Source organism: Actinoplanes sp. NPDC000266, from assembly GCF_042899005.1.
Lineage (GTDB): Bacteria > Actinomycetota > Actinomycetes > Mycobacteriales > Micromonosporaceae > Actinoplanes.
On sequence record NZ_JBIAZI010000009.1, the window covers coordinates 123,065 to 147,781 of the forward strand.

The following is a 24,717-nucleotide window of genomic DNA, read 5'->3' on the forward strand; positions in this document are numbered from 1 at the left end:
CTATATCGCGCCGCAACAGGTGAGACGATCAGGCCATGAGAGCGCCGCTGCCCGCCAACGAACCGGCCCGGCTGGCCGCGCTCCACGACGCGCAGGTGCTCGACACTCCCCCCGAGGAGGACTTCGACGACATCGCCCTGCTCGCGTCGGAGATCTGCGGCACCCCGATGGGACTGGTCAGCCTGGTCGACCGGGACCGGCAGTGGTTCAAGGCCAAGGTCGGCCTCGACCTCGAGGAGACCGACCGGGACCTGTCGTTCTGCTCGCACACGATCCACGGGCACGACCTGCTCGAGGTGCCCGACGCCACCGCCGACCCGCGCTTCGCCGACAATCCGGTGGTGCTGCGGGAGGCGGGCGGGGTGCGGTTCTACGCGGGCGCGCCCGTGGTGCTCGACGGCACGTACTCGGTCGGCACGGTCTGCGTCGTCGACCACGTGCCCCGCACGCTCACCTCGTCGCAGAAACGTGCCCTGCGCAGCCTGGCCAAGCACGCCGCGGTCCAGCTCGAACTGCGCCGCTACGCGCGGCACGCCGGCGAGATCGCCGACCGGACCCGCCAGCTCGACCGCATGAAGGACTCGTTCCTGGCCACGGTCAGCCACGAGCTGCGCACACCCCTGTCGACCATCCGCGGCTATCTGGAGATGCTGCTCGAGGACGACTTCGACACCGACACGTCCCGCCGCTTCCTGTCGGTCATGTCGCGCAACTCCGACCGGCTGCTACGGCTCATCGACGAGCTGCTGCTGGTCGCCCGGCTCACCGACGAGCGGATGCAGCTCGACCTGGCCGAGGTCGACCTGGCCGACCTCGCGCACCAGGCGGTCGCGGCGTGCCGCCCGCTCGCCGATCATCGCGAGGTCAAGCTGCGCGACCGGACCGAGGGGGCGGTGCCGGCGCGGGGCGACGCCAAGCGGATCGCCCAGGCGCTCAACCACCTCATGGTCAACGCCATCAAGTTCACCAACCCCGGCGGCGAGATCACCATCGACGCGACCACGAGCGGCGAGCCCGAAGTGATCATCACCGACAACGGGGTGGGCATCGCGGCCGACGAGCTGCCGCACGTCTTCGACCGCTTCTACCGCTGCCAGGCGGCCGAGGTGATGGCGGCGCAGGGCCCCGGCCTCGGCCTGGCCATCGTCAAGTCGATCATCGACGCCCATCACGGCAGCGTCCACCTGGAGAGCGAGCCGGGCGTCGGCACCACGGTCCGCCTGACGCTATCCCGGTCCTAGAAACATCTCACGGCAAAGATCAAGACCTTCCGTCCGTACGGCGATGGAGCGCGCCGCCTCCCACGAAGCCCGGTCGAGGCGCAGCCGCCGCCCGGTCGTCGCCCGGTCGCGGATGGCGTGCCGGGCGACGCCGTCGTCGGCGTAACCCAGCTTGCGCGAGACCGCGTACGACGCGTGGTTGTCGGCGAAGGCCTCGGAGGTCGCGAACTCGGCCCCGAGCCCGGCGAAGGCCAGATCGAGCACGGCGGCCCGCATCTCGGTGCCGTAGCCCCGGCCGTGATGCGACCGTCCCAGCCACGAGCCGGTGCCGACCTCGCGGAGAACGGCGAAGTCGCCGGCGCCGATGCTCTGCGTGCCGACGACCCGGCCCTCGGCGATGGCCACCAGGCCGAGCTCCCACTTTCGCGGGCTCCACTCGGCCCGCGACCGCCAGTTCCACTGAAGGACGCTGCGGGCGACCTCGGCCGGGGGCGCGTCGGTCCAGGCGGCCTCGAAGGGCTGCACCGCCGGATCGTGCACTCCCTCGGCGGCGAGCTGGGCGAGCTCGCCGAGCAGCTCGTCGCCGGGAAAGCGCAATTCCAGCCGGGGAGTGCGCAGAACCAGCCGATACAGCGGCCAATGGTCGCTAAGCATGGGCTGATTCTGCGAGCCCCCCGGCGCTATTTCAAGCGCTCGACGTGCAGGCCCGAATAGAGCTTGCGGTAGACGACTCCGGTTCGGGAGTTGCCCGCGTCGATCATCATGCCGCGGCCCATGTAGATGCCCACGTGCCCCGGGCCGACGACCAGGTCGCCGGGGCGGGCGTCGTCGGTCGAGATGCTGCGGGCCCGGGCCGCCTGCGCGCCGGACGAGTGCGGCAGGTGGATGCCGGCCAGGGCGTACGCCCGCTTGGTGAACCCGGAGCAGTCGAAGCCGAACGGCCCGGTGCCGCCGTGGACGTAGCGCTTACCGACCTGGGAACGGGCGAAGGCGATGACCGCCGTCATGCCGCCGAGGGGGACGACGCGCTGGGCCCGCCGGGCCGTCGAGTGGCGGGTGATCACCGCCCGGGTGACCGCCCGGACCCGTACGGCCCGCTTGTGGGACCTTTCCCTGGCCGTTTCCCGGGCCTTTCGCTCGGCTCGGGCGGCGGCCTTGGCGGCGGCCTTGCGAGCGGCCGCGACCCGGAGCGCGGCCTTGCGGACGGCTGCCTTCCGAATGGCTGCTTCCCGGTCGGCCGCCTCCTTGGCCACGCCCCGCAACAGCTTGGCGCCCCCGAACAGCACGGCCAGGCCTTGGCCTCGGCGTCCATCTCGCGGTGCGAGACCTCCGCCTCCGCTCAGCGGCGCGAAATCTCCGCCTCCGTTCAGCGGTGCCAGGCCGCCGTCCTCGCTCAGCGGTGTTCGGGTGTCGCGGAGCGGTTCGGGGCCGTGGCGGAGCACCTCGCGGGCCTCCGCGGCGGCCTCGGCGGCCGGGCTGCGCAGGGCCTCCCGTTCGTCGGCCACCGTGAGGGCGACCGCGGTCCGGACGGCCTCGTGACGGACCTCCTCGTAAGCTTCGGGGCTCATCTCCGGCAGGGGGGTGCCGCCGGCGAGCGTGTGGAGAGCGAGCGGAGTCGCGGCGAGCCGGCGTTCCCCGGCCGTGCGGCGCTCGTAAGTGCGCTCGTGGGTGCGTGAGGCACGTTCGGAGGCGGCGGCGCGCGCGGCTTCCGTCTCCGCGAATGCGGCGGCGGTCTGGTCGGAACCAGCGTGCTCGGCGGGCGGTGTGGCCTCGGCGGCGTGCTCAGCAGGGTCTAGGGCCGGTGAGATGACGGCCAGCGCTAACGCGCCGGCGGTCAAGGCCCGGCTCGGGGACGGACGATGCAGTGTTGCCTCCGAAATCGGCCCGGGGCACTCGCGCGAATCCCTTCCGGCGTGGCATTACCGCGTGCCACGCCGGCACCGTGCGTTAGACGCACGGCAATGGGAACCCGGACATCTCGCTAATTCCGTCGATCATGCCAACACACATCAGGAATGTTTCGCGGCTGATTTCACACAATCACCCTCGCCCAATCGAGGAAAGAAAGGACTTTTGAGGTGTCGATCGACTGAATTAGATTTCCGAAATATGCCCGTGATCTGCTTCAACTCACCGGGACGCGAGCGCCCGGGCTGTCCATGGCGGTGTGCAGGACCAGCTCCGACAGCTGGACCCCGGCCGGAACGTCGAAGGGCAGGACACCCTTCACGGTGGCGCCGGGCGCGATCTCCTCGAGCACCGTGGGCTGAGCCTCGTTGAGGAAGACCAGTGCCTGGTCGGCCACCCGGTGCTCGGCGCCCTGGGAGTCCATCGCCCGCTGCGCGCCCGGATCGAGCAGCTCGGCCTCGGTCCCCGTGTTGTGCACGGCCACGTCGACCAGGCAGAACTGCCCGGCGGCGCGTTGCGGAAGGTCCTGCGGGCCGACCGAGGACACCCCGCAGCGGCTGCCGGTGACGGTGAGCTCGAAGTGGCCCTCGAAGGCCGACGGCGGCTCGGGCGCCGTCGCCGGCTCGTCGCGGGTCATGGCGAACGCGGCCGTTCCGGCCGCCAGCACGGCGACCGCGGCCCCCACGAGCCACGGCCACCGCCGTCTTCCCGGCGGCCTTGCTCCGGCCGGCGGATGCTCCGGCGTCGTTCCCACCGGCTGGCTGGCGGCCGGCTCCGTCCCCGTCGGCGCCAGTCGGGCGGGGCGCAGCGGCGTGTCGGTCATGAGACCTCCCGGGTCGAGTGCGGCCCTCATGCTGTGCCGCACACGGCCCCGGGAGACGTCACCACGCCGCAAATACGGACCAACCTGTCATAAAGACGCTGTATCGGTCACCCGAAGGTGGTACTTTCCATGGCGTCGCATGATCACGGCAGCAGCAGGATCTTGCCCAGGTGATCGCTCGACTCCATGAGGCTGTGCGCCTCGGCCGCCTCGGCCAGCGGCATCGTCGTATGGATGATCGGCTTGATCGCGCCCGCCTCGACCAGCGGCCAGACGTCACGGGCCACGGCCGACACGATGCGGGCCTTGTCGGCGAGCGGGCGGGCCCGTAACGACGTGGACGAGACCGAGCCGCGCTTGGCCATCAGCTGGACGAGGTCGAGCTCGGCCTTGCGGCCGCCCTGCATGCCGATGACCGTGATCCGGCCGTTGGGCGCGAGCGCCTCGATGTTGCGGGAGAGATATTTCGCCCCGACGATGTCGAGCACCACGTCGGCACCGGCCCCATCGGTGAAATCCTTTGTGGCGGCCACGAAATCGTCGGTGGTGTAGTCGATGCACAGGTCGGCGCCGAGCTCACGCAGCCGGTCGTGCTTGCTCGCGCGGGCGGTGGTGATCACCGTGGCGCCCAGCGCGTGGCCGAGCTGGATCGCGAACGTGCCGATGCCGCTGCCACCGCCGTGCACGAGGAAGGTCTTCCCCTTGCGCAGCCGGTCGCGGTCGACCGAGTTCGACCAGACCGTGCAACTGACCTCGGGCAGCGCCGCCGCCTCGTGCAGCGAAAGGCCGGTAGGCACGGGCAGCAGCTGTCCGGCCGGCACCGCGACCCGCTGCGCGTAGCCGCCGCCGGAGAGCAGGGCGCTGACCCGCTCACCGACGTGACGGCCGCTCACACCGGGCCCGACCGCGCTGATCACCCCGGCGCACTCGAGGCCCGGATAGACCGGAGCGCCGGGCGGCGGCGGGTAGAAGCCCTGGCGCTGGGAGACGTCGGCCCGGTTGACACCGGCGGCGGTGACGTCGACAACGACCTCGCCCTCCGCCGGCACCGGGTCGGGCACCTCACGGAGGGCGAGTTTCTTGTCCTCGATCACGATCGCGTGCATACCCCGAGGCTAGGTCACAACGACCATTTCTGGTTCGCGGCGCCCGTACAGGCCCAGATCTGAAGTTTGGCGCCGTTGACCGTGCTGTTGTCCTTGACGTCGAGGCACTTGCCCGAGGCGGTGTTGACGATGTCGCCGCCCGAGGTGACCGTCCACTTCTGACTGGCGACGCTGCCGATGCAGTCCCAGAGGTGAACGGCGCCGCCGTCGGCGGTCGAGTTGTTGGCCACGTCGAGGCACTTGCCGAGACCGGTGATCGTGCCGTCGGCGTTACGGGTCCACTGCTGGTTGGTGTTGCCGGCGGTGCAGTCCCACATCTGCGGTTGGTTGCCGTTGGCGGTGGAGCCGCCGGTCACGTCGAGGCACTTCCCGCCCAGGCCCTTGATCGTGCCGCCGCTGCTTCCGCTCCCCGACTGCGTCCCGCTCCAGGTGAACGTGGCCGAGGTGCGCGCCGGCAGACTGTAGACAAAGGACTGGCTGCCCCAGTTCACCTTGACGCTCTGGGTGCCGCCGCTGGTGTTGTAAGCGATGAGAGCCTTGGAGCCGTCGGAGTTGCGGAAGGCGACGTTCGGCACGGTGCCGTTGGCGCTCGAGTCGATCCGCACCGCTCCGGGCCGGACGAACTTGGTCAGGTGGCCCATCGTGTAGTACTCGATGGTGTAGTCGACCTGCCCGCGCCGGGCGTCGTTGCGGTGCACGGTGACCAGCCCCGTGCAGGTGCCGCAGCCGCCGTTGTGCGGGCCCATGTTCTCGTCCACGGCCATCGACCACTTCGTCCAGCTACGGCCCCAGTTGCGGAAGTAGTCGATCAGGTCGCCCATGTCCTCGGCGTGCTGGTTGCTCACCCAGGTGCCGCCCGAATGCTCGGTCATGTAGGCGTTGACCTGCGGATATTGATTGTGCACGGCGGTGGCGGTGGAGGGGTTGCCGCCGTAGTCGTGCCAGGCCACACCGCCGAAGTTGGGGTGGTTGCGGATGGCGGTGTCGGCGAGCAGCGGGGCCACCCACGTGTCGTACGTGTCGAAGTTCCAGTCGCCGACCAGCAGCTTGGTGCTCAGCCCGGCGCTCTGAAGGGCGGGAAGGAGATTGGTCTTCGAGAAGAACTGGAGCCCGGCCGCGTTCCACTGCATCGAGGGATAGCCGGGGCAACAGGTGGGCTCGTTCTGCGCGGTGACATAACGGATCGGCACGCCCTGCGACTGGTAGCCCTGGATGTACTTGACGAAGTACTGCGCGTAGGCGGCGTAATACTGCGACTGCAGCCAGCCTTGGCTGTACGCGTTGTTGTCCTTCATCCAGGGCGGAGCCGACCAGGGCGACGCCATCACGAACATCGACGGGTTGAGCCCGACGGCCTGCTTGGTCAAGGCCATGACATCGGCGTCACGGCTGAGCGAGAAGTCGTTGAGGTCGCAGCACGTGGTGTCGTACGAGAAATTGTTCTGAGCCAGATCGGACGACCCGATGACGTTGCGCAGGGCACTGACCCCGATGCCGGCGGTCGGGCTGAAGAGCTTGGTCATGACGTCGTTCTGGGTGGCGGCCGAAAGGGCTCCGCTCCCACGGATGTCGAAGGCGGCGGTGTCGGTGAAGGAGGCGCCGGCCCCTTCGAACTGCTGGTAGGTGGTGTTCTCGTTGACGGTGATGGTCTGGTTGGCGCTGCCCGAGCCGGCACCGAAAGCGACAGCGGCCTGCTGCTGAAGCCCGCGGGAGACGGAACGCCCGCCGCTGTCACTGGTGGTGGTCAGATAGACGTTGACGGTTTCGCCCGCCGCAAACGACGCCTGCGGCGAGACGAGCACGGCCGCCGAGGCGACCAGGGCCGCCGACGCGGCCCATCCGATCTTCCTGCTGAACATGGTGGGGACTCCCTTGCCGGAGGTGGGGGCCAAGGCCGGGAAAAGTAAAGACTGTGAACGATAAACACCTCCATCGATGCCGTGTCAACCGTCACGCCCACGTCAGAGAGCAGGGTTTCCGCAGTTCAGAGCCATTTTCACAACCTTGATACAAGTTGCTTCGCGAGTGCCTGCCGACACCGCCGCAGGCGTCTGGCAAACTGAGACAGCAACATCGGGAGGGCTCGCCTAGTGGCCGATGGCGCCGGTCTTGAAAACCGGTATGGGGAAACTCATCGTGGGTTCGAATCCCACGCCCTCCGCACTTCCTCCGGTCGCCCGGGCCGTCATCCGGCGCCGGCTTCGTCGGATGTACGTGGTCGCGTTCGGCTCCGGCCGCTCGGTCTTCGCGCCGCCGTTTGTCCGTGCGGTCATACCGACGTTGGATATGCCGTCGCGATGCGCCTGACCGCTCGGAGGCGGGAGGCTGCTGTGCGACCGCACCGACGGCTCGGTCGCGCGAAGGTCCGCGGGTTTTCGTGGCGTGGATCGCAAGTGGCGTGGATAGCAAAGCGTCACGTCGTAGTGGGCGGTCCGCTCGCGGCGGCTCGGCAGGCGCTAGCCGGGCGGGAACTCGCTGGCCTCGATGGCGCTCACCTCGGGTGATTCGGCCGCCTCGGTGGGCGCGGCCAGCTGTTTGCGCGGGCACCGGGGTGCGCAACGCCGCGCGGGTAGGCTTCCTGATCGCGGGAGGGAAGTTGCGGGACGACACAACGGGTTTGCTCGGGCGGCGGCGTGAGCGGGAAACGCTTGATGGGCTGCTTCGGGATGTAGGCGACGGGCGCAGTCGGGTGCTGGCTCTCCACGGTGAGGCCGGCGTGGGTAAGAGCGCTCTTCTCGACTACCTCGAGAAGCGGGCCGATCAATTCCGGGTCGTGCGGGCCGCTGGGGTCGAGCTCGAGTCGGACATCGCCTACTCGGCGTTGCAGCAGCTCTGTGCTCCCCTTCTCACTCATCTCGACAAGCTTCCCGATGTCCAGCGGACGGCCCTCTCGACCGCGTTCGGGCTGACCTCGGGGCCTCCGCCGGAGATGTTGCCGCTGGGCATGGCTGTGCTGGGGCTCTTTGCCGAAGCCGCCGGAACCAAGCCTCTCGTCTGTGTCGTCGATGATGTGCAGTGGCTCGACCGGCATTCGGGGCTTGTGCTGGCCTTTGTCGCTCGGCGGCTCGATGCCGAGTCGGTCGCTCTTGTGCTGGCTGCTCGTACGCCTGGTAACAGCCTTCTCAAGGATCTTCCCGAGTTGCGGATCGACGGGCTCGGGGATGCCGACGCCCATGCTCTGCTCGATTCGGTGCTGGTGGGGTCGGTTGATTCGCGCGTCCGGGATCGGATCGTGGCCGAGACTCATGGCAATCCGCTCGCTCTTCTCGAACTGCCGCGGGATCTGTCGCCGGCCGAATTGGCCTTCGGGTTCGGTGGGCACAGCACCTCGCTCGCCGGGCGGGTCGAGGAAGGCTTCCGGCGGCGCATCGGTGGGCTTCCCGGTGACACCCGCCTGTTGATGCTGGCCGCGGCGGTCGAGCCTGTCGGAGACGTACCCCTGCTGTGGCGTGCCCTTGAACTGCTCGGTGTCGGGCCGGACGCGGCGGGAGCGGCGGCGGCCGAAGGGCTTCTCGAAGTGGGCAGCCGGGTTCGGTTCCGGCATCCGCTCGTGCGGTCGGCGAGCTGGCGGTCGGCCGATCCGGGTGAGCTTCGGCGGGTGCACGCGGCTCTGGCCGAGGTCACCGATCCGGGGCTCGACCCTGATCGGCGGGCGTGGCATCGGGCGCATGCCGCTGTCGGGCCCGACGAGGAAGTCGCCGGCGAGCTCGAACGGTCCGCCGACCGGGCTCTGGCCCGTGGCGGGCGGTCGGCGGCCGCTTCCTTCCTCGAACGGGCCGCCATTCTCACCCCCGATCCGAAGAGGCGCGCGGCCCGCACGATCGCCGCCGCGCGGGCCCGGCTCGAAGCCGGCGCGACCTCTGATGTGCCTGAGCTGCTGGCCGCGGCCGAGCTGGGGCCGCTCGGGCCGTTGCAGCGGGCCGACCTGGAGCGGGTCCGGGCCAAGGTGGCCTTCGCGGTCAATCCGGGCCGCGCCTCCGGTTCCCTGTACGCCGCCGCTGGGCGGCTGGCCGATCTCGACGCGGCGGCGGCCCGGCAGACCTATCTCGAGGCGCTCGGCTCGGCCGTGCACGCCGGGCGGCTCGGTGGTGCGGCCGCGCTGAAGAACACCGCCGAGGCGGCCCGGGGTCTTCCGGCCGGGGAGGATCCGGCCGGCCTGTTCCTCACCGGTCTCGTCACCTGGAGTCTTGACGGCTACGCGCCGGCCGTCCCCCGGTTCGCGGCCGCCCTCGACGCCGTGACCGGCGATGACGACATGGATCTGCTGTGGCTGGCGGCGATGGTCGCGCTGGAGATCTACGACGACGTCGCGTGGGACCGGCTCGCCCGGCACGGGCTCGACTACGCGCGCCGGCTGGGTGCGCTGCCGATTCTGCTCACCGCACTGTCGTACCGGACCTCGTCCTTGATCTTCTCGGGTCGTTTCGCCGACGCGCAGGGGCTGGCCGACGAGTCGATCACCGTGGCCGAGTCGACCGGGCGGCAGGGTCCGCTGGCCAACACGATCTTCATGGCCGCTCACCGGGGGCGTGAGTCGCAGGCGCTGGAGCTGATCGCGGCGGCCGAACGGGAGGTCACCGAGCTCGGCGTGGGGCGGCTGCTCGGCATCACCGGCTATGCGAAGGCGGTGCTCCACAACGGGCTCGGCAACTTCGAGGCGGCCTCGAGGGCGGCCCGGTTCAGCGCCGAATACCCGGATCTGTCGTCGTACGGATGGTCGCTGAGTGAGCTGGTCGAGGCGGCGAGCCGGGCCGGCGACCTCGACACCGCGATCCAGGCCCGCGACCGGCTGGCCGAGCGGACGACCGCCGCCGGCACGCCGTGGGCGCTGGGGGCGCGGGAGCTGGCCGATGCCCTGACCAGCCCTTCGCCGGAGCGGCATTACCGGGCGGCCATCGACCATCTGGGCGGCGGCCGGCTCGGCCTTTTACAAGCAAGGGCGCGATTGCTGTACGGCGAGTGGCTGCGCCGCGCCAACCGTCGCAGTGACGCCCGGGTCGTGCTGCGGGCGGCGCACGAGGCCTTCGCCACCATGGGGGCCGAGGCGTTCGAGGATCGCGCCGGGCGCGAGCTCGTGGCCACGGGCGAGACCGTACGGAAGCGGTCTCCGGGCGTACGGGACGATCTGACCCCGCAGGAGGCGCAGATAGCGCGACGGGCGATCGAAGGCCTGACCAACCCGGAGATCGCCGCCGCTCTCTTCCTCAGCCCGCGCACGGTCGAGTGGCACCTTCGCAAGATCTTCAACAAGCTGGGCATCACGTCGCGGCGCGAGCTGGCCGCGGCTCTGGGCGACTCAGGGCGCGCGTGAACCGCGGGCCTTCTCCTGCTCCAGCAGGGCGTCGAGATCGCCGAGGCGGCGCAGGCCCCGCAGCGGCTGCCGCATCCGGTGATTGCCGGCCAATGCCTGTTCGTGACGGGCGAGAAAACTCCAATATCCGGCGGTGTACGGGCACGCGTCATCGCCCGCGCGCACTTTGGGGTCGTACCGGCAGCCGCCGCAGTAGTCGCTCATCCGGTTCACATAGGACCCACCGGCGGCGTACGGCTTCGTGCTCATCCGCCCGCCATCCGCGAACTGGCTCATACCGACCACGTTGGCGGTCATGACCCACTCGTAGCCGTCGACGAAGCACCGGTGGAACCAGTCGGCCACCACGCCGGGCCGCCAGCCGCGCTGCATGGCGTAGTTGCCCAGCACCATCAGCCGCGGGATGTGATGCACCCAGCCGCGGTCGCGGACACCGGCCAGCACGTCGGACAGGCAGCGGGCCCCGACCGCCTCGGCGTCCAGCTCGGCGAACCATTTCGGCAGCTCACGCCGCGCGTGCATCTCGTTGACGGCCCGATAGTCCGGCTCGAAATACCAGTAGAGATGCCAGATGAAGTCACGCCAGCCCAGGATCTGCCGGACGAAGCCCTCGACACTGGCCAGGGGCGCGGCGCCGCTCCGGTAGGCCTGCTCGGCCCGTTCGATCACTTCGAGGGGATCGAGCAGCCCGAGATTGATGGCCGGGCTGAGCATGCTGTGCGCCATCTGAGGATCGCCGGCCAGCATCGCGTCCTCGTACGGCCCGAACGCCGGCAGCCGATGCTCCACGAAATGCCGCAGCCGGGCCAGCGCCTCCCGTCGCGTGACCGGGAAGAGCCGCGGCCCGTCATTACCGACAAAAGTGATGCCGTCCTCGCGCTCCCAGCGATCCAGGTCGGCCCGCACCTCCTCGTCGATCTCGTCCTCGCTGATCGCGGGCGGCGCCGGCACATCGAGCCGCTCGGCCCCGCGCGGCGGCGGCTCCCGGTTGTCGGCGTCGAGATTCCATCGGCCTCCGGCCGGTTCGGACCCTTCCATCAGTACGTCGTGACGCTGCCGCGCGAACCGGTAGAAGTCCTCGAGCCGCAGATGGTCACGGCCACCCGCCCACGACACGAAGTCACCGGGCGTGGTCACGAATCCCCGGGGCGGCACCATCTCGACGTTCGGCAGGCGCCGGACGAGATCGCGGGCCGCGCGCGAGGTCGGATGGCACACGCTGACCGGCTCGGTCACCGCTTCGGCGTACGTCTCGGCCCGGACCAGCCGGACGTTTTCATCCCGCGCCCTGTGCCGGAGCGCGGAGAGCACGAGATGCGCCTTTTGGCGGTGGAAGACGCGGCGCCGGAAGACACCCTTCGACTCCACCAGCAGAACTGGCTGATCGGGCGCGTCCTGAAAGTGCGGCCCCAGTTGATCGGCGAACAGCCAGCGACGCTCCATATCTGCATGCTGCCGCACCGGCTTCGTTCCCGCGTGATCATCGCCACGAGCCGTCCGACTCTCCCCTCACGTGAGGGTAGGGTTCTCAGCGCTTCGCGTTCTGAGTCGAAATGAGTTATATGTCCGCCCTGTTGTCTCGTCCTGCCTTCCTGGCGTCGCCCCGGATGTTCCGGACGGAGGTATTGGCGGGGCTCGTGGTCGCGCTGGCGCTCATTCCCGAGGCGATCTCGTTCTCGATCCTGGCCGGGGTCGATCCGAAGATCGGGCTTTTCGCCTCGTTCACGATGGCGGTGACTATTGCCTTCACGGGTGGGCGGCCGGCCATGATCTCGGCCGCGACCGGTGCGATCGCTCTGGTCGTGGGCCCGCTGGCCAAGGAGCACGGGCTCGGGTTCCTGGTGGCGGCGGTCATTCTGGGAGGGGTCTTCCAGATAGTTCTGGCCCTGGCCGGCGTGGCCAAGCTGATGCGGTTCATCCCGCGCAGCGTCATGGTCGGCTTCGTCAACGCGCTCGCGATCCTGATCTTCTCGGCCCAGCTGCCGCACCTCACCGGGGTGCCGTGGCTGGTCTATCCGCTCGTGGCGGTCGCGCTGGCGATCATCTGGTTCCTGCCGAAGCTGACCACGGCCGTGCCGGCGCCGCTCGTGGCCATCGTCGTTCTGACCGTTTTCACGCTCGTCGCACACGTCGCCGTGCCGACCGTCGGTGACGAGGGCAAGCTTCCGGACAGCCTGCCCGTACTCGGCCTGCCCGACGTGCCGTTCACCTTCGACACTTTGAAGACCATTGCGCCGTACGCCCTGGGAATCGCTCTTGTGGGTCTGATGGAATCCCTGATGACCGCGAAACTGGTCGACGACATCACCGACACGCGCTCCGACAAGACGCGGGAGTCGTGGGGCCAGGGGGTGGCGAACATCGTCACCGGTTTCTTCGGCGGCATGGGCGGCTGCGCGATGATCGGCCAGACGATGATCAACGTGAAGACGTCCGGCGCCCGCACCCGGCTGTCGACGTTCCTGGCCGGCGTGTTCCTGCTGATCCTGGTCGTGGCGCTCGGCGACGTGGTCGCCCTGATCCCGATGGCCGCCCTGGTCGCCGTGATGATCATCGTGTCGGTGGGCACGTTCGACTGGCACAGCATCGCCCCGGCCACCCTTAAGCGCATGCCGGCCGGCGAGATCATCGTCATGCTGGTGACCGTCGCGGGCACCCTGGCCACCCACAATCTGGCCGTCGGCGTCGTGCTCGGCGTGCTCACGGCCATGGTCGTCTTCGCCCGCCGGGTGGCACACTTCGCCACCGTGACCAGCGTTCTCGATTCCGAGGGCGGGACGCGCGTGTACCGCGTACACGGGGAATTGTTCTTCGCCTCCAGCAACGACCTCGTGCACCAGTTCGACTACGCCGGCGACCCGGGCAAGGTGGTGATCGACATGAGCGCCGCGCACATCTGGGACGCGTCCTCGGTGGCCGCGCTCGACGCCATCACCACCAAGTACGCGGCCCGCGGCAAACAGGCCGAGATCATCGGGTTGAACGAGGCCAGCACGAAATTCCACGACAACCTCAGCGGCAAGCTGGGCGCGGCGCACTGATGTCGCTCATGCAGATCGGCGAGGCGGCCGAGCGGGCCGGCCTGAGCATCCGGACGATCCGCCACTACGAGGAAGCCGGCCTGGTCGTCCCGTCGGCCCGCAGCGAGGGCGGGTTCCGCCTTTACACGGAGCCCGACCTCGACCGGCTGCGCGTCATCAAGCGCATGAAACCGCTCGGTTTCACCCTGGAGGAGATGCGCGATCTGCTGGAGATCATCGACGCCCTGCAATCCGCGACCGGCGCTGCGCGGGAGCCGCTGCTCGACCGGCTGGCCTCGTTCCACACGGCGGCCGAGGAGAGGGTTCGCAAACTGCGCGAGCAACTGGAGATGGCCGAGGGTTTCGCCCACCAGATGCTGACAACATTCCAGGCCGCAGCCGCATCTAGGTAGGTGTGGTTCAACGACGTAAGTTCCTCCTCGGAGCCGTGAGCGTGGCCGGCCTGGCCGCCTGCACCCCCTCCCGCTCCTCTTCCACGGCCGCCACTGTCTGGGAGCAGCCCACGGCAGCCCCGCTCCGGCTGACCGCGCCCACCGGCCAGATCTCCCCGGCCGGCCCGGTGAAGGTGACGGTCGACGGCGGCCGGATCGAGTCGGTCACGGGTCTGGCCGGCGCGGTCGACGCCGACGGGGTGACCTGGCGGTCCTCCGGCGCCCTGGCCTACGACAAGACGTACAAGGTGACCGCTCATCTGCTCGACAGCCTGGGCGCCAAGGTCGAGAAGGCGGCGACCTTCACCACGGTCAAACCGCGCGCGCTGGCCGCGGTCACCTTCCAGGCCAACGGCATGGCGGCGCTGGAGACGGGCGGCACGTACGGCATAGGCCAGCCGGTGATCGTGGCCTTCAGCAAGGCGGTCAAGGACCGGGCGGCCGCCGAGAAGGCCATCAAGGTCGAGACGTCACCGCCCGTCGACGGCAAGTTCTTCTGGGTCGACAACAAGATCGTGCATTGGCGCCCCGCGAAATACTGGACAAAAGGCACCACGGTCAAGGTCAGCGTCAACACCCTGGGCGTCAACCTCGGCAACGGCCTGTACGGCAAGGCGAACGCCACCACCCACTTCACGATCGGCCGCAGCCTGATAGCGATCAGCGACAACAGCACCCATCGCACGAGGGTCTACATCGACGGCAAGCTGACCCGCGACATGGCGTGCAGCAACGGTCAGGGCGGCTACACGACGATCTCCAACGGCGACCAGATCCACTTCTGGACCCAGAACGGGCCGCACGTGGTCCTCTCGAAGGAGAGGAAACACAGCATGAGCTCGGCCAGCTACGGCTTGAACGATCCGAACAACCCGTTCTACTACGAGCCCGATGACGTGCAGTTCTGCACGCGGATCTCCTACTCGGGCGAGTTCCTGCACGCGGCACCGTGGAACAACCAGCTGGGCCGGGCGAACACCTCACACGGCTGCATCAACTTGAGCACGGCCGACGCCCAGTGGGTCTACAAGAACTTCATGGTCGGCGACGTGGTCGAGGTGGTGCACAGCCCAAAGGACCTGCCGGCGTGGGACGGCCTGGGCGACTGGACGGTCTCGTACGACAAGTACGGCACCTGAGTCCCAGGATGCGGTCGGGTTCCGGCGACCTGAAATCCGGCATATCCGATATGGCCGCCGGCAGTGCTGCCGGTGACGCCCGCCCGTCGCGCTGACCTGCATGATCACGATCAGGCCCGCATATTCAGCCGGTATGCCCGTTCCCGGCAGCTGATACCCGCCCTCATCTCAGGCACCTAGCGTCGGCGGGCGTGGAACCTGAACCAACGCCGCGCGAACGCGCCACCGCGCGCCTGATGCGCCAGTACCAGCAGGCCGGGCCGGGCTTCGACGGCATTCACCAGATGCTGTTGCAGCACTTGCGCGACAATCGGCACGCCGAGGCGCGGGTCGCCGACTCGGCCGGGCTCGCCCGCGCCGTCCTCGACCTGGGCTACACCGACTACCGGCGGCCGCACATCTCCTGGCCCAACTTCGTGATCGACGCGAGTGTGCTGCGCTCACACGCCCGTCTGGACAACGCCACCGTCGGCGCCGCCCTCGTCGAGGCGGTCGCCGACGAAGCCTGCCAGGTGATCGTGTCCCCGGCCGCGTACCTGCATGTGTCGCCCGATCTCAGCGGCGAGCAGGACCAGCGCCTCTACCGCCTGCTCCGCCGCATGGATCCCGCGCATGCCGCACCGTCGGACGACAAGGACGACCCGCAGCCGCTCGTCGACCTGCCGGCGCTGGCGTTCCGCGACGCCGACATCATCGCCCGCCTCAAGACAGGCGAGCGCCCGGACATCGTGCACACCGCTTTGCTGGCCTTGCGGCACCGATGCGTGCTCGGAACCCTCGATCCGGCCGCCTACCACCGAATCGGTTACCTGCGCACGCTCGACCTGGCGGCCTGAAGAGGCATCGGAACACTGAGGGGGAGCGCGGGCGGTCAGCGAAACGCCGACCGCCCGCGCCGTATCATCCCCGGGTGATGTAGATGCCCGCGATGACCAGAGCGACCACCATGATCAGCCCGAAGATCGACATCGCCAGGCAGGCGAGCACGACCGGGATCGCGCCGTACGCGACCGCGCCGAGAATCGCGGCTATGCCCCCGGCCGACCCGGCGGCGGCAGCGAGCGCCTTCTTGATGACCCCGGGCCGATGATCTGGGTCTTTCTGGTGATCGCCGGATGGTCTATATACCGTTGTCACGCTGTGCTCCTTGTCGAATGCGCACGCCTGCATTACCGGGAGAGACAGCACGACGGCCCGCTTGCCAGAGCGGGCCGTCCCCTTTCTGCGGAGTCCGGGCGCTGTCACATGCCGATACGGCAGTTCCTCGGAGACAGTTCGTCCGAGGTTCACGCCGACACGTTTAAGTGATGGGAGTCACACATCCGCGAGGAGTCGAGATCCGTGATTACCTCCGTCAGGCTTGGAGACCACGTCCGTGATCGGAAGGGGAATCCTGGCCCGCGAAGAGCTCCATCGAAGGCATGATCACCTAGCGGGATCGGTCGATGGCGTTCCGTTATGGGAGTCCGTATGCTCCGGGGATGGCGCGCCGATCTAGCCTCAGCTATCGGGAAGCGATGCGCCGGCTGGCTCCGGGGAACGCCCGGATCTCGCAGATCGACAAGGTCCTGTCGGCGGGGCTGCTCACGGGTGGTGCGCTCTCCCAAGGGGCGACCCTCGCCCTCCTCGGTCCCAAGAACGCTCTCCTTCAGGCCGTCCGCGATTTCACCGGTAATCCCGCCGGGCGAATCCGGACCTCCGGTGGCAAGTCCTACTACGAGCTTCTCGAAGCCAGCCACACCGTCCTTGCTCTGTCCGCCTTCTTCGACGCCTTCCGGGATGAGGTCGGGCCGGGCTTCGACCGGCTTGAGCTGACCGACTCCGAGAAGGGTGCCGTTGCCGCCGGGGACGGGCGCGGGCGGTCCCTGGCCGACGAGATCGATGGCGGGGGCTTTCCCCTTCCGTCGTCGGTTCTGGGGCTGGGTGAGGCTCGTACGGATGTCGAGAACGCCTATGTCGCCCTCTACGACGCCACCATCGTGTTCTGTGAAGGGCTTGCCGCCTGGCCTGATGTTCGGCGCGGGCTCGACCACAGTTCGCTGCGGACGCGGGTGGTCGAGCGCAGCATGCGTTATTACGACGACCGGTTCGATCGGCTTGCCGCCGATCTTCCCGAGTTCGGGTTCCGGACGTTGCGGCAGGCTCTCGAACATGGGGTCATCGACAACCGGGAGATGACCGAGCGGGTCGTCAACCGGCTCGACGCTCTCGAGGATCTCTTCGAGAACCTGTCGGGTCTGCACGGGCCCATGCCCTCAGCCGCGACCGATCCGCTCCGGGATTCGCTCGATCGGCTGGCCGCCTCCATGACCGTGGTCTTCAAGCAGCCGCTCTTGCGGATCAAGGGCATCGACTTCCACCTGGGCATTCCGACTGTCGAGAAGGGGTTCATCAGCCCGGACTTCCGCATCGCCGAGTACGACCGCTATGCCAAGCCTGAACAGGAGGACTGGTGGAAGGAACAGCGGTGGAGCGCCGACCTGGTCGGCTTTCTCAGCGACTATCTGACCGACCCGGAAAGCCTGCACCGTCCTTTGTTGATCCTCGGGCAGCCGGGGGCCGGTAAGACGCTTCTCACCCGGGTCATCGCGGCGCGGCTTCCGACCACCCGGTTCACGGCCATCGTGGTGCCCTTGCGGTTGATGACGGGGGACAAAAATCCGGCCGAGCAGATCGAGTCGGCGATCGAGCAGATCATGGATGACCGGATCCGGTGGAAGGATCTGCGGGAGGCGTCGAAGCGTACGACCGTGGTTGTCGTCTTTGACGGGTTCGACGAGCTTGTGCAGGCCACGGGCACGGCGCATTCGCAGTACATCGAGCGGGTGGCCGAGTTTCAGGAGCGGCAGTGGGAGCTCGGATACTCGATGATCCCGATCATCACGTCACGCATGCTGGTCATGGATCGGGCCAGTCTGCCGTACGGAACCGTGCTGGTCCGGCTTGAAGATCTTGCCGATCAGCAGATCGGGGACTGGGTCGAGGCGGTCAACAAGGAGAACGAGAGGCAGGCCGGCTTTCGGCCGTTGGTGGCCCGTGACCTGCTGTCGTACGGGGAGCTGGTGCGCCAGCCGCTGCTGTTGACCCTGCTCGCGATCTACTACAACGAGCACAGCGTCGATCAGCGGCCCGACTACGACATCTCGCAGTCCGACCTGTTCACCGGGCTGCTCACCGCCTTCATCAGGCGGCAGGTGGCCGAGAAGTCGGCGCGGGCGCCCTCGCCGGAGGAGCGGACGGCCCAGGAGGAGCGGCTCCGCCTCGATCTGGCGATCACCGCGTTCGCCATGTTCAACCGCAACCGTGAGGTGGTCAACCGGGCTCATCTGCGTGCCGACCTGGCCTGCTTCGGGGCCTCGGCCAACGACGCCGGCCCGCCGGGCGATCAGCTCGGGCCCGAGCAGCTCGTGACGACGGCGTTCTTCGTCGTCTACGGGCCCGACGACCTGCAGGGCGAGGACACCAGGCGGACGTACGAGTTCCTGCACGCGACCTTCGGTGATTTTCTCATCGCCGACCACGTCATCAACTCGCTGAGCGACCTGGCCGAGCTCCGGCGGTTCCTGCGGGCCGGCTCCGGCGCCCAGCTCGGCACCGGGCGGTTCCGGGCCCTGCTCTCGCATCAGCCGCTGGTCAAGCGTGACGCCGTGATGATGTTCGCCAAGGAGCTCAGCGGCAAGTTGAGCCCGCGGAAGCGGGCCGCCGTCGGCGAGACCGTGGTGGCGCTGCTGGCCGAGGCCCGTCAGCGTCACGACATCGCGGGGATCGACCGCTACGAGCCTTCGCGGTACGACCCGGTGCGCCTGCTCGCCGCCTACACCGCCAACCTGGTCAGCCTGGCCGCGCTGGTCGCCGGCGAGCGCGGCGTGCTGCACACGGACCTGATGGACGAGACGACCTGGACCTCGACCGTACGGCTGTGGCGGGCCGGCCTCGACGAGAAGGGCCAGCTCGCGATGATCAGCTGGCTGGGCCGGGACAGCGAGGGGCGGATCACCGCCGTACGCCGGGAGCAGCTCGGCAACGGCCTGAACGTGGCGGCCGAGGAGGCCCGGCTGGTCGGTGACATCACCGCGTACGGGCAGTTGCAGGCGGGCGCGCGCACGTGGCGCGGCCACCAGCCGGAAAGCTTCGAGAGCGGCCGCTTCCACGCCGACATGGTCGAGCTGGCCACCCGGCGCTGGCCGGTGCCGTCACTCAACGCCCTGACCCTGTACGACGAGCGCGGCTATCGCCGGCTGCTGGAGCGCGCCACCGAGCGGCCCGACGCGGTGTCCAGCACGACGGCCGCGCTGCTGCTCGAATGCCTGGCCGAGGACGGCCGGCAGCTGCCGGCCGACCTGGTGTGCGCGCTGACCCGGGTGGCGCTGAGCCGGCTGCCCATGTCGGTCACGGCCCCGGCCGAGCTGATCGTCTCGTGCCCGTACCTGATGGACGAGTTTCCCGATCTTCTCCGTTCGGTGGGCGCGCCCGAGGGGCACGCCGTCCTGCACGCGCTGATCCTGCGCACGGGGCTGAGCCGGCTGCCGGAGCGGTACGTCGCGCAGGTCCGCGCCGTCGTGGCCGATGTGGAGAGCCGACTGGCCGAGCTGCCCGTCGAGGAGGCGATGGTCTCGGCCGAGATGGTCGAGCAGTTCGCCGACGCCGGTGTCGGCAACCGCACCGCGCTGTGGCTGCTCATCGCCCTCAGCGGCTTCCCCGACCAGGCCTGGCGCAAGATTCCGCCGGCGGCGATGGTGCGCCTGCTGGCCCAGCGGCGGCCGGACGAGTTCCTGGACGAGGCGCGTCTGAGCCGCATCCTCACCGACTATCTGCGCGCGCACGGCCGGGCGCCCGGCGACGACACCCTCGCCGGCGCGCTGGCGGAGCTGACGGCATTCGAGGAGGCCCGGGTTGTCCCACCCGCAGACACGCCATGAGCACGTCGTCCGTACGGGAGGGAGGATCCTCGCCGTCGACGCGGTCGGGGCGGGAAACGGGCGGCCGGTGTTCCTGCTGCACGGCACCCCCGGCAGCCGCAGCGGCCCCCGCCCGCGGCCGAGCGTGCTCTATCGCCAGGGTGTCCGCCTGATCTCGTACGACCGGCCGGGCTACGGCGGCTCCAGCCGGTCGCCGGGGCGCAGCGTGGCCGACGCGGCCGGTGACGTGGCGGCGATCGCCGACCATCTCGGCCTCGGCGAGTTCTCGGTGGTGGGCCGGTCGGGCGGTGGCCCGCACGCGCTGGCCTGCGCCGCCCTGCTGCCCGACCGGGTGCTGCGCGCGGCCGTGCTGGTCGGCATGGCCCCGTCCGACGCGGCCGGGCTGGACTGGTTCGGCGGGATGACCGACGCCAACGTGCGCGACTTCCGCAGCGCCGGGCACGACGACGCGCTGCTGGTGCAGGAGTTGCGGCGGCGCGCGGCCAAGGTCATCGACGATCCGGGCTCGCTGCTCGAGTTCCTCATCGAGCAGATGACCGAGGCCGACCGGAAGGCCGTGGCCGGCGTGCCGATCCGGCGGCAGCTGCTCGACGCCTACGCCGAGGCTCTGCGCGAGGGACCAGGCGGTTGGATCGACGACGTACTGGCTCTGCGCTCGGACTGGGGTTTCGCCCTCACCGAGATCAAGATGCCGGTGCGGTTGTGGCACGGCGCTGACGACAACTTCACGCCGGCCAGCCACACGCGGTGGCTGGCCGGGCAGATCCAGAGCTCCGAGGTGCAGGTGCAACGGCACACCGCGCATTTCGGCGCGGTGGCCGTCCTGCCGGAGATCCTGGCCTGGCTGACCCGGCCCGACCACCCGCAGATCAGATCGGATGCGGGTCGATGATGCGCCGCTGAAACTTGCTCTCGCGGATGGCGGCGACCGCGAGGTGACCCTCGCCGAGCCGCCGGGCCAGGCGCCGGGCGGTCGCGTCGAGCTGCTGGCTGCGCCGGCCCGGCTCGAGCCGTTCCTGCAGGAGCAGCAGGTTGGCCCGGCAGCGCAGGGCGTTCGGGTGGTCCTCGCCCAGCACCCGGTTGAGCCCGTCCGAGGCGCGCTGCAGCAGGCGCAGCGCCTCCTGGTCGGCGGCGGCGCGGCCCTCGGGCGGGCTGGCCTGCTCGGCGATGGAGATGGCCAGGTTCATCCAGCCCGAGAGGGTGTACGGATGGCTGTCGCCCAGCGCCTCGGCCAGCAGGTCGGCCGCCTCCGACGCCAGCTCGCGGGCCCGGTCGAGATCGCCCGCGTAGCGCGCCACCATGGCCAGGTTGAGCTGGCAGACCAGGGTGAGCGGGTGACGCGGCCCGAGGTTGCGCAGATAGATCTGCTGCACCTCGGTGAGCTCCTCGCCGGCGAGCTGGTGCTGGTCGACCTGGAGCAGGTTGATCGAGAGGCTGAGCCGGCAGGTCAGGGTCTCGGGGTTGTCCGGGCCGAACCGGTCGGTCAGCGTCTTGAGGGCGGCGCCGAGCAGCTCACCGGCCTCGACCGGCTGGCCAGCCGCGCGCAGGGAGACGGCGAGGTTGGTCTGCGTACGAAGGGTCATGAGGTCTTCCGGTCCGCGTGTGCGCAGCAGGTCGCGGTAGACGCCGCGGAGCCGGGTGATGGACTGCTCGTAGTCGCCGGCGTCGCGCATGTCGATGCCGACGTAGGCCGACGAGATGAGCGTGTCCGGGTGTTCGGCGTGCCGCAGCAGACGGCGGCCGGCCAGCACCATCTCGTCGTTCTTGCGGGCCTCCCGGAAGTCGCCCATCAGCCGCTGGGTGCTCGCGAGGTTGTTGAGCGCCTTGAGCGACCGCCAGTGGACCTCGCCGAAGTTCTTCTTCCAGGCGGCGAAGGTGGTCGCGTCCAGCGCCAGGGCCTCGCTGTACTGGCCCAGGCCGCGCAGGTCGCGGGCGAGGCCGCCGGCGGTCATGAGCGTGTGCGGGTGGTCGTTGCCGAGCAACTCCCGCTGGCGCTCGAGGACCTCGGCGTCCAGCGCGTGCGACTCCTTGAGCAGGCCCAGGAAGCTCAGGATGTTGCCCAGGTTGAACTGGAGGTGCAGCAGCTGGCGCCGCAGGTCGGCCGCGGCCTGCTCGTCGGTCTCCTCCCGCAGCATCGCGTCCCAGGTCTTCGCCACCTCCTCGCCGAGCCGCCGGCCGGCCTCCAGCTCGCCGCGCAGCTGGAGATAGCGCACCCGGTCGATCATCAGCTCGCGGACCTTGGGCACCCGGCTGAACGGCGCCTTCGAGATCTCGAGATGCGGCCAGATCATCCGGAACTTGGGCCAGTCCTCCGGATCGTCGACCTCGTCGCTGGGGCGGGCCGCGGCCAGCACGAGATGCACCTTGCGGCGGGCCTCCTCACGCTCGTCCTCGGTCATGCGGGAGCGGACCGCGTGTTGCAGCAGGCGGTGCATGACGACGAAGCCGCCGCGGCCGGTCTCGCTGCTGGACGGGTTGTCGGCCCGCAGGTCGACCCGGACCAGGGCGAGCCGGTGGGCCTGCTGCACGAGCTGCTGGCGGATCAGGCGCTCGGTGGTCACCTGCGAGTGGTACGGGACCAGGGCCTCGGCGAAGGCGTCGCTGTAGACCAGGTCGGTGGCGATCTCGGGGGAGAACATCGAGCAGAGCTGAAGCACCCGGTAGGCGGCCGGATAGGTCTCGCGCAGGTGGCTGAGCGACAGCTCCCAGGTGGCCTCGACCGACTCGTTCTTGTGCGGCTCCATCACCGCGCCGCCGCCGGCCTGGACGATCTCGGAGAGATATTGCTCGACCGAGGCGCCGGTGTCGGCCAGCCAGGCGGCGGCGGCCGCGATGGCGATCGGCAGGTCGCCCAGCAGGGCCGCGATCCGGTCGGCCTGATCCTCCTCGATGGTCGGCACCCGCTGGATGAGGTGTTGCTTGCTCTCCTCGCGCTTGAAGACGTCCACCTGAAGCGCCGTGGCCCGCTCGGCCCACTGGAGGTTGCGCGAGGTGATCAGCACGTGGCCCTTGCCCTCGGGCACGTAGGGCAGGACGCCGTCCACCTCGTCGGCGTTGTCCATGATCAGCAGCCAGCGCAGGTCGGTGTGCCGCAGCGCCTGGAGCACGGCCCGGGCGTTGTCACGGTTGGAGTCGGACGGGCTCAGGCCGAGCGAGGTGGCCAGGTCGCCCAGCGCCGACTCGAGGAACGACACCTGGTCGGCGTCGATCCACCACACGACGTCGTAGGCGGCCCGGTACCGGTGGGCGTACTCCAGCGCCAGCTGGCTCTTGCCGATGCCGCCCATGCCCTGCAACGCCACCGGTCCGGGGCTGGCCAGCACGACCATCGGGCTGCTGCGCAGGTGGGTGCGGAGCTGGCGGAGGTCTTCCTCGCGGCCGGTGAACCGGGTGTTGCGGCCGGGCACCTCGAACACCGAGTTGTCGGCGCCGGGGAAGCGCGGGCTGGTCGGCAGCTCCACATCGGAGGGTGCGCCCTCGCGGCCGATCAGGCGCAGGATCCGGGCGGCGGCCACCTCGGCCTCCAGCCCGGCGATCGAGGCGGTCTGCGAGGACGGCACGTGCGTGAGGCGGCGCACGTCGGCCACGTAGACGACCAGCGGCACCTGGTCCGGTGAGCGGTCGGCGGCGGCCGCGATCGCGTCGTCGGTGGCGTTCGACTCGGAGACGATCAGCAGCTCGCGGGCGGCGCCCGAGACGTCGCCACCGGCGTCCGGGAACCACGGGTCGACCACCTTGACGTCGGCCGCGACCAGCAGATGGCCGATCCACTCGGCCCACACCCGGTCGTACGAGGAATGGCGAAGCACGACCTCGTTCTCGACCGAGGCCGGGGTGCGGGCGAACCGCGCGTTGATCCGCTCCCGCAGGGCGGTGGCCATCGGCGGGAGCGACTGGACGTCGCCCTCGGTGATCTCGTTGGCCAGCACCTCGTACGCCGACAGCAGCGACCCGTTCGAGCCGGGCTGGTCGGCGAAGGTCGCCAGCAGCTCCTCGTAGCCGTAGAACGCTTGGTAAGGCACCTGCATCCGGGCCCAGTAGCGGTCCCGCTCGGCCTCGCCCAGGCCGCTCGGCAGGCCGGCGAACCGCTGCCGCGCCACCGACCGGCCGGTGTCGGCCTTGATCTTCTCGGCCGGGTCGATCCGCATCGGCACCGGCAGCACCCGGATGCGCCGCTTGTCGTAGCGGTGCTCGACGAGCTGGGCCACCTTGGCCGCGCCGACGATGCCCTGCTCGCTGAGGGTGAAGCAGGTGACCAGGATGTCGGGCAGGTGGATGGTGCAGATGTCGGAGACGTCGGAGAACCCGGTGCGGCTGTCGATCAGCACGTAGTCGTAGTGCTTCTTCATGTCGGCCCGCAGCGCGTCGAAGAACTGGCCGCCGCCCTTGCGCTCGTAGAAGTCGTCCCAGTTCATCCCAGCCAGATAGCCGGCGTAGTCGTTGTTCTGCTGCCCGGCCGAGAGGAAGTCGAGGGTGCCGCCCTTGGGGAAGTGCTGCCAGTTCAGCGAGAACGAGTATTTGTGCACCCGCGCGTACTGCTCGTGCCAGCGCTCGCCGTCCTTGTCGGACTGCGTCGCCGTGGACAGCTCGTAGTCCTCGATCAGGTCGATGACGCCGAACATGCTGTCGAGCGCGTCGCGGTCGATGAACGGAGCGAAGAACCGGGCCAGGCCGGGCGACTCGAGGTCCCAGTCGACGGCCAGCACGCGCTTGCCGTTCGCGGCCAGGATCCAGGCGACATTGGCCAGGGCCATGGTGCGGCCGGTGCCGCCCTTGTAGGAGTAGAACGTGACGACTTTTCCGTCCCGCTGCGCCATGT

16 protein-coding genes and 1 tRNA gene are annotated in these 24,717 nt (G+C 69.5%); 9 read left to right on the forward strand and 8 right to left on the reverse strand.

Annotated elements, in window-relative coordinates; translation table 11 throughout:
• The first annotated feature begins 35 nt into the window (after positions 1 to 35).
• Positions 36 to 1,241, forward strand: a complete 1,206-nt coding sequence (locus ACFY36_RS33745; RefSeq protein ID WP_499749967.1) for a GAF domain-containing sensor histidine kinase — start codon at positions 36 to 38, stop codon at positions 1,239 to 1,241.
• On the opposite strand, the gene ACFY36_RS33750 is transcribed toward ACFY36_RS33745, so the two are convergent.
• The 5 genes from ACFY36_RS33750 to ACFY36_RS33770 form a co-directional block, all read right to left on the reverse strand.
• Complete coding sequence (locus tag ACFY36_RS33750; protein WP_499749968.1) at positions 1,227 to 1,874, reverse strand: GNAT family N-acetyltransferase; 648 nt, start codon at positions 1,872 to 1,874, stop codon at positions 1,227 to 1,229. The two genes, ACFY36_RS33745 and ACFY36_RS33750, sit on opposite strands and share 15 nt — an antisense overlap.
• Positions 1,875 to 1,900: 26 nt before the next feature.
• On the reverse strand, positions 1,901 to 2,788 hold the full coding sequence (locus tag ACFY36_RS33755) for a C40 family peptidase (protein WP_499749969.1): 888 nt from the start codon (positions 2,786 to 2,788) through the stop codon (positions 1,901 to 1,903).
• A 557-nt stretch (positions 2,789 to 3,345) separates the two neighbouring features.
• Positions 3,346 to 3,951, reverse strand: coding sequence for a DUF4352 domain-containing protein (locus ACFY36_RS33760; RefSeq protein ID WP_499749970.1), 606 nt, complete (start codon positions 3,949 to 3,951; stop codon positions 3,346 to 3,348).
• Between the two features lie 143 nt (positions 3,952 to 4,094).
• The gene (locus ACFY36_RS33765) at positions 4,095 to 5,057 is read right to left on the reverse strand and encodes an NAD(P)H-quinone oxidoreductase (RefSeq protein WP_499749971.1); all 963 of its coding nucleotides are present in this window, start codon (positions 5,055 to 5,057) and stop codon (positions 4,095 to 4,097) included.
• A 14-nt stretch (positions 5,058 to 5,071) separates the two neighbouring features.
• Entirely contained in the window at positions 5,072 to 6,916 is a 1,845-nt protein-coding gene (locus ACFY36_RS33770; protein ID WP_499749972.1) for a ricin-type beta-trefoil lectin domain protein, read from the reverse strand.
• Between the two features lie 217 nt (positions 6,917 to 7,133).
• Here ACFY36_RS33770 and ACFY36_RS33775 point away from each other — a divergent pair.
• Positions 7,134 to 7,218 (forward strand) — tRNA-Ser (locus ACFY36_RS33775).
• Between the two features lie 390 nt (positions 7,219 to 7,608).
• A complete protein-coding gene (locus ACFY36_RS33780; protein ID WP_499749973.1) occupies positions 7,609 to 10,368 on the forward strand; it encodes an ATP-binding protein in 2,760 nt (919 codons plus the stop codon).
• Here the strand turns inward: ACFY36_RS33780 and ACFY36_RS33785 are convergent.
• On the reverse strand, positions 10,354 to 11,811 hold the full coding sequence (locus ACFY36_RS33785; protein WP_499749974.1) for a cryptochrome/photolyase family protein: 1,458 nt from the start codon (positions 11,809 to 11,811) through the stop codon (positions 10,354 to 10,356). The two genes, ACFY36_RS33780 and ACFY36_RS33785, sit on opposite strands and share 15 nt — an antisense overlap.
• A 119-nt stretch (positions 11,812 to 11,930) precedes the next feature.
• Between ACFY36_RS33785 and ACFY36_RS33790 the strand changes: the two genes are divergently transcribed.
• From ACFY36_RS33790 to ACFY36_RS33805, 4 genes are all read left to right on the forward strand, one after another.
• On the forward strand, positions 11,931 to 13,409 hold the full coding sequence (locus ACFY36_RS33790) for a SulP family inorganic anion transporter (RefSeq protein ID WP_499750226.1): 1,479 nt from the start codon (positions 11,931 to 11,933) through the stop codon (positions 13,407 to 13,409).
• Positions 13,409 to 13,801: a MerR family transcriptional regulator gene (locus ACFY36_RS33795; RefSeq protein ID WP_499749975.1), complete on the forward strand. Its 393-nt coding sequence runs from the start codon at positions 13,409 to 13,411 to the stop codon at positions 13,799 to 13,801. Before ACFY36_RS33790 ends, ACFY36_RS33795 begins: the two co-directional genes overlap by 1 nt.
• A 2-nt stretch (positions 13,802 to 13,803) precedes the next feature.
• Positions 13,804 to 14,979 (forward strand): L,D-transpeptidase, encoded by a 1,176-nt coding sequence (locus ACFY36_RS33800; protein WP_499749976.1) that lies wholly within the window; start codon positions 13,804 to 13,806, stop codon positions 14,977 to 14,979.
• Between the two features lie 191 nt (positions 14,980 to 15,170).
• Positions 15,171 to 15,815, forward strand: coding sequence for a hypothetical protein (locus tag ACFY36_RS33805; RefSeq protein WP_499749977.1), 645 nt, complete (start codon positions 15,171 to 15,173; stop codon positions 15,813 to 15,815).
• Between the two features lie 64 nt (positions 15,816 to 15,879).
• Here ACFY36_RS33805 and ACFY36_RS33810 read toward each other — a convergent pair whose 3' ends face one another.
• Positions 15,880 to 16,116 (reverse strand): hypothetical protein, encoded by a 237-nt coding sequence (locus ACFY36_RS33810; protein WP_499749978.1) that lies wholly within the window; start codon positions 16,114 to 16,116, stop codon positions 15,880 to 15,882.
• A gap of 344 nt (positions 16,117 to 16,460) precedes the next feature.
• Here ACFY36_RS33810 and ACFY36_RS33815 point away from each other — a divergent pair, with 344 nt between their 5' ends.
• Both ACFY36_RS33815 and ACFY36_RS33820 read left to right on the forward strand, forming a co-directional pair.
• Positions 16,461 to 19,898 (forward strand): NACHT domain-containing protein, encoded by a 3,438-nt coding sequence (locus ACFY36_RS33815; protein WP_499749979.1) that lies wholly within the window; start codon positions 16,461 to 16,463, stop codon positions 19,896 to 19,898.
• A complete protein-coding gene (locus tag ACFY36_RS33820) occupies positions 19,873 to 20,790 on the forward strand; it encodes an alpha/beta fold hydrolase (RefSeq protein WP_499749980.1) in 918 nt (305 codons plus the stop codon). The genes ACFY36_RS33815 and ACFY36_RS33820 overlap by 26 nt, the downstream gene beginning before the upstream one ends.
• Here ACFY36_RS33820 and fxsT read toward each other — a convergent pair.
• The gene (gene fxsT, locus ACFY36_RS33825) at positions 20,768 to 24,715 is read right to left on the reverse strand and encodes an FxSxx-COOH system tetratricopeptide repeat protein (RefSeq protein ID WP_499749981.1); all 3,948 of its coding nucleotides are present in this window, start codon (positions 24,713 to 24,715) and stop codon (positions 20,768 to 20,770) included. The genes ACFY36_RS33820 and fxsT overlap by 23 nt on opposite strands.
• Positions 24,716 to 24,717 lie beyond the last annotated feature (2 nt).

Excerpts from the sequence above, each read along its gene's own strand:
- ACFY36_RS33745 (WP_499749967.1), top strand. The coding sequence starts at position 36 with ATGAGAGCGCCGCTGCCCGCCAACGAACCGGCCCGGCTGGCCGCGCTC.
- ACFY36_RS33750 (WP_499749968.1), bottom strand. The coding sequence starts at position 1,874 with ATGCTTAGCGACCATTGGCCGCTGTATCGGCTGGTTCTGCGCACTCCC.
- ACFY36_RS33755 (WP_499749969.1), bottom strand. The coding sequence starts at position 2,788 with ATGAGCCCCGAAGCTTACGAGGAGGTCCGTCACGAGGCCGTCCGGACC.
- ACFY36_RS33760 (WP_499749970.1), bottom strand. The coding sequence starts at position 3,951 with ATGACCGACACGCCGCTGCGCCCCGCCCGACTGGCGCCGACGGGGACG.
- ACFY36_RS33765 (WP_499749971.1), bottom strand. The coding sequence starts at position 5,057 with ATGCACGCGATCGTGATCGAGGACAAGAAACTCGCCCTCCGTGAGGTG.
- ACFY36_RS33770 (WP_499749972.1), bottom strand. The coding sequence starts at position 6,916 with ATGTTCAGCAGGAAGATCGGATGGGCCGCGTCGGCGGCCCTGGTCGCC.
- ACFY36_RS33785 (WP_499749974.1), bottom strand. The coding sequence starts at position 11,811 with ATGGAGCGTCGCTGGCTGTTCGCCGATCAACTGGGGCCGCACTTTCAG.
- ACFY36_RS33790 (WP_499750226.1), top strand. The coding sequence starts at position 11,931 with ATGTCCGCCCTGTTGTCTCGTCCTGCCTTCCTGGCGTCGCCCCGGATG.
- ACFY36_RS33795 (WP_499749975.1), top strand. The coding sequence starts at position 13,409 with ATGTCGCTCATGCAGATCGGCGAGGCGGCCGAGCGGGCCGGCCTGAGC.
- ACFY36_RS33815 (WP_499749979.1), top strand. The coding sequence starts at position 16,461 with ATGGCGCGCCGATCTAGCCTCAGCTATCGGGAAGCGATGCGCCGGCTG.
- fxsT (WP_499749981.1), bottom strand. The coding sequence starts at position 24,715 with ATGGCGCAGCGGGACGGAAAAGTCGTCACGTTCTACTCCTACAAGGGC.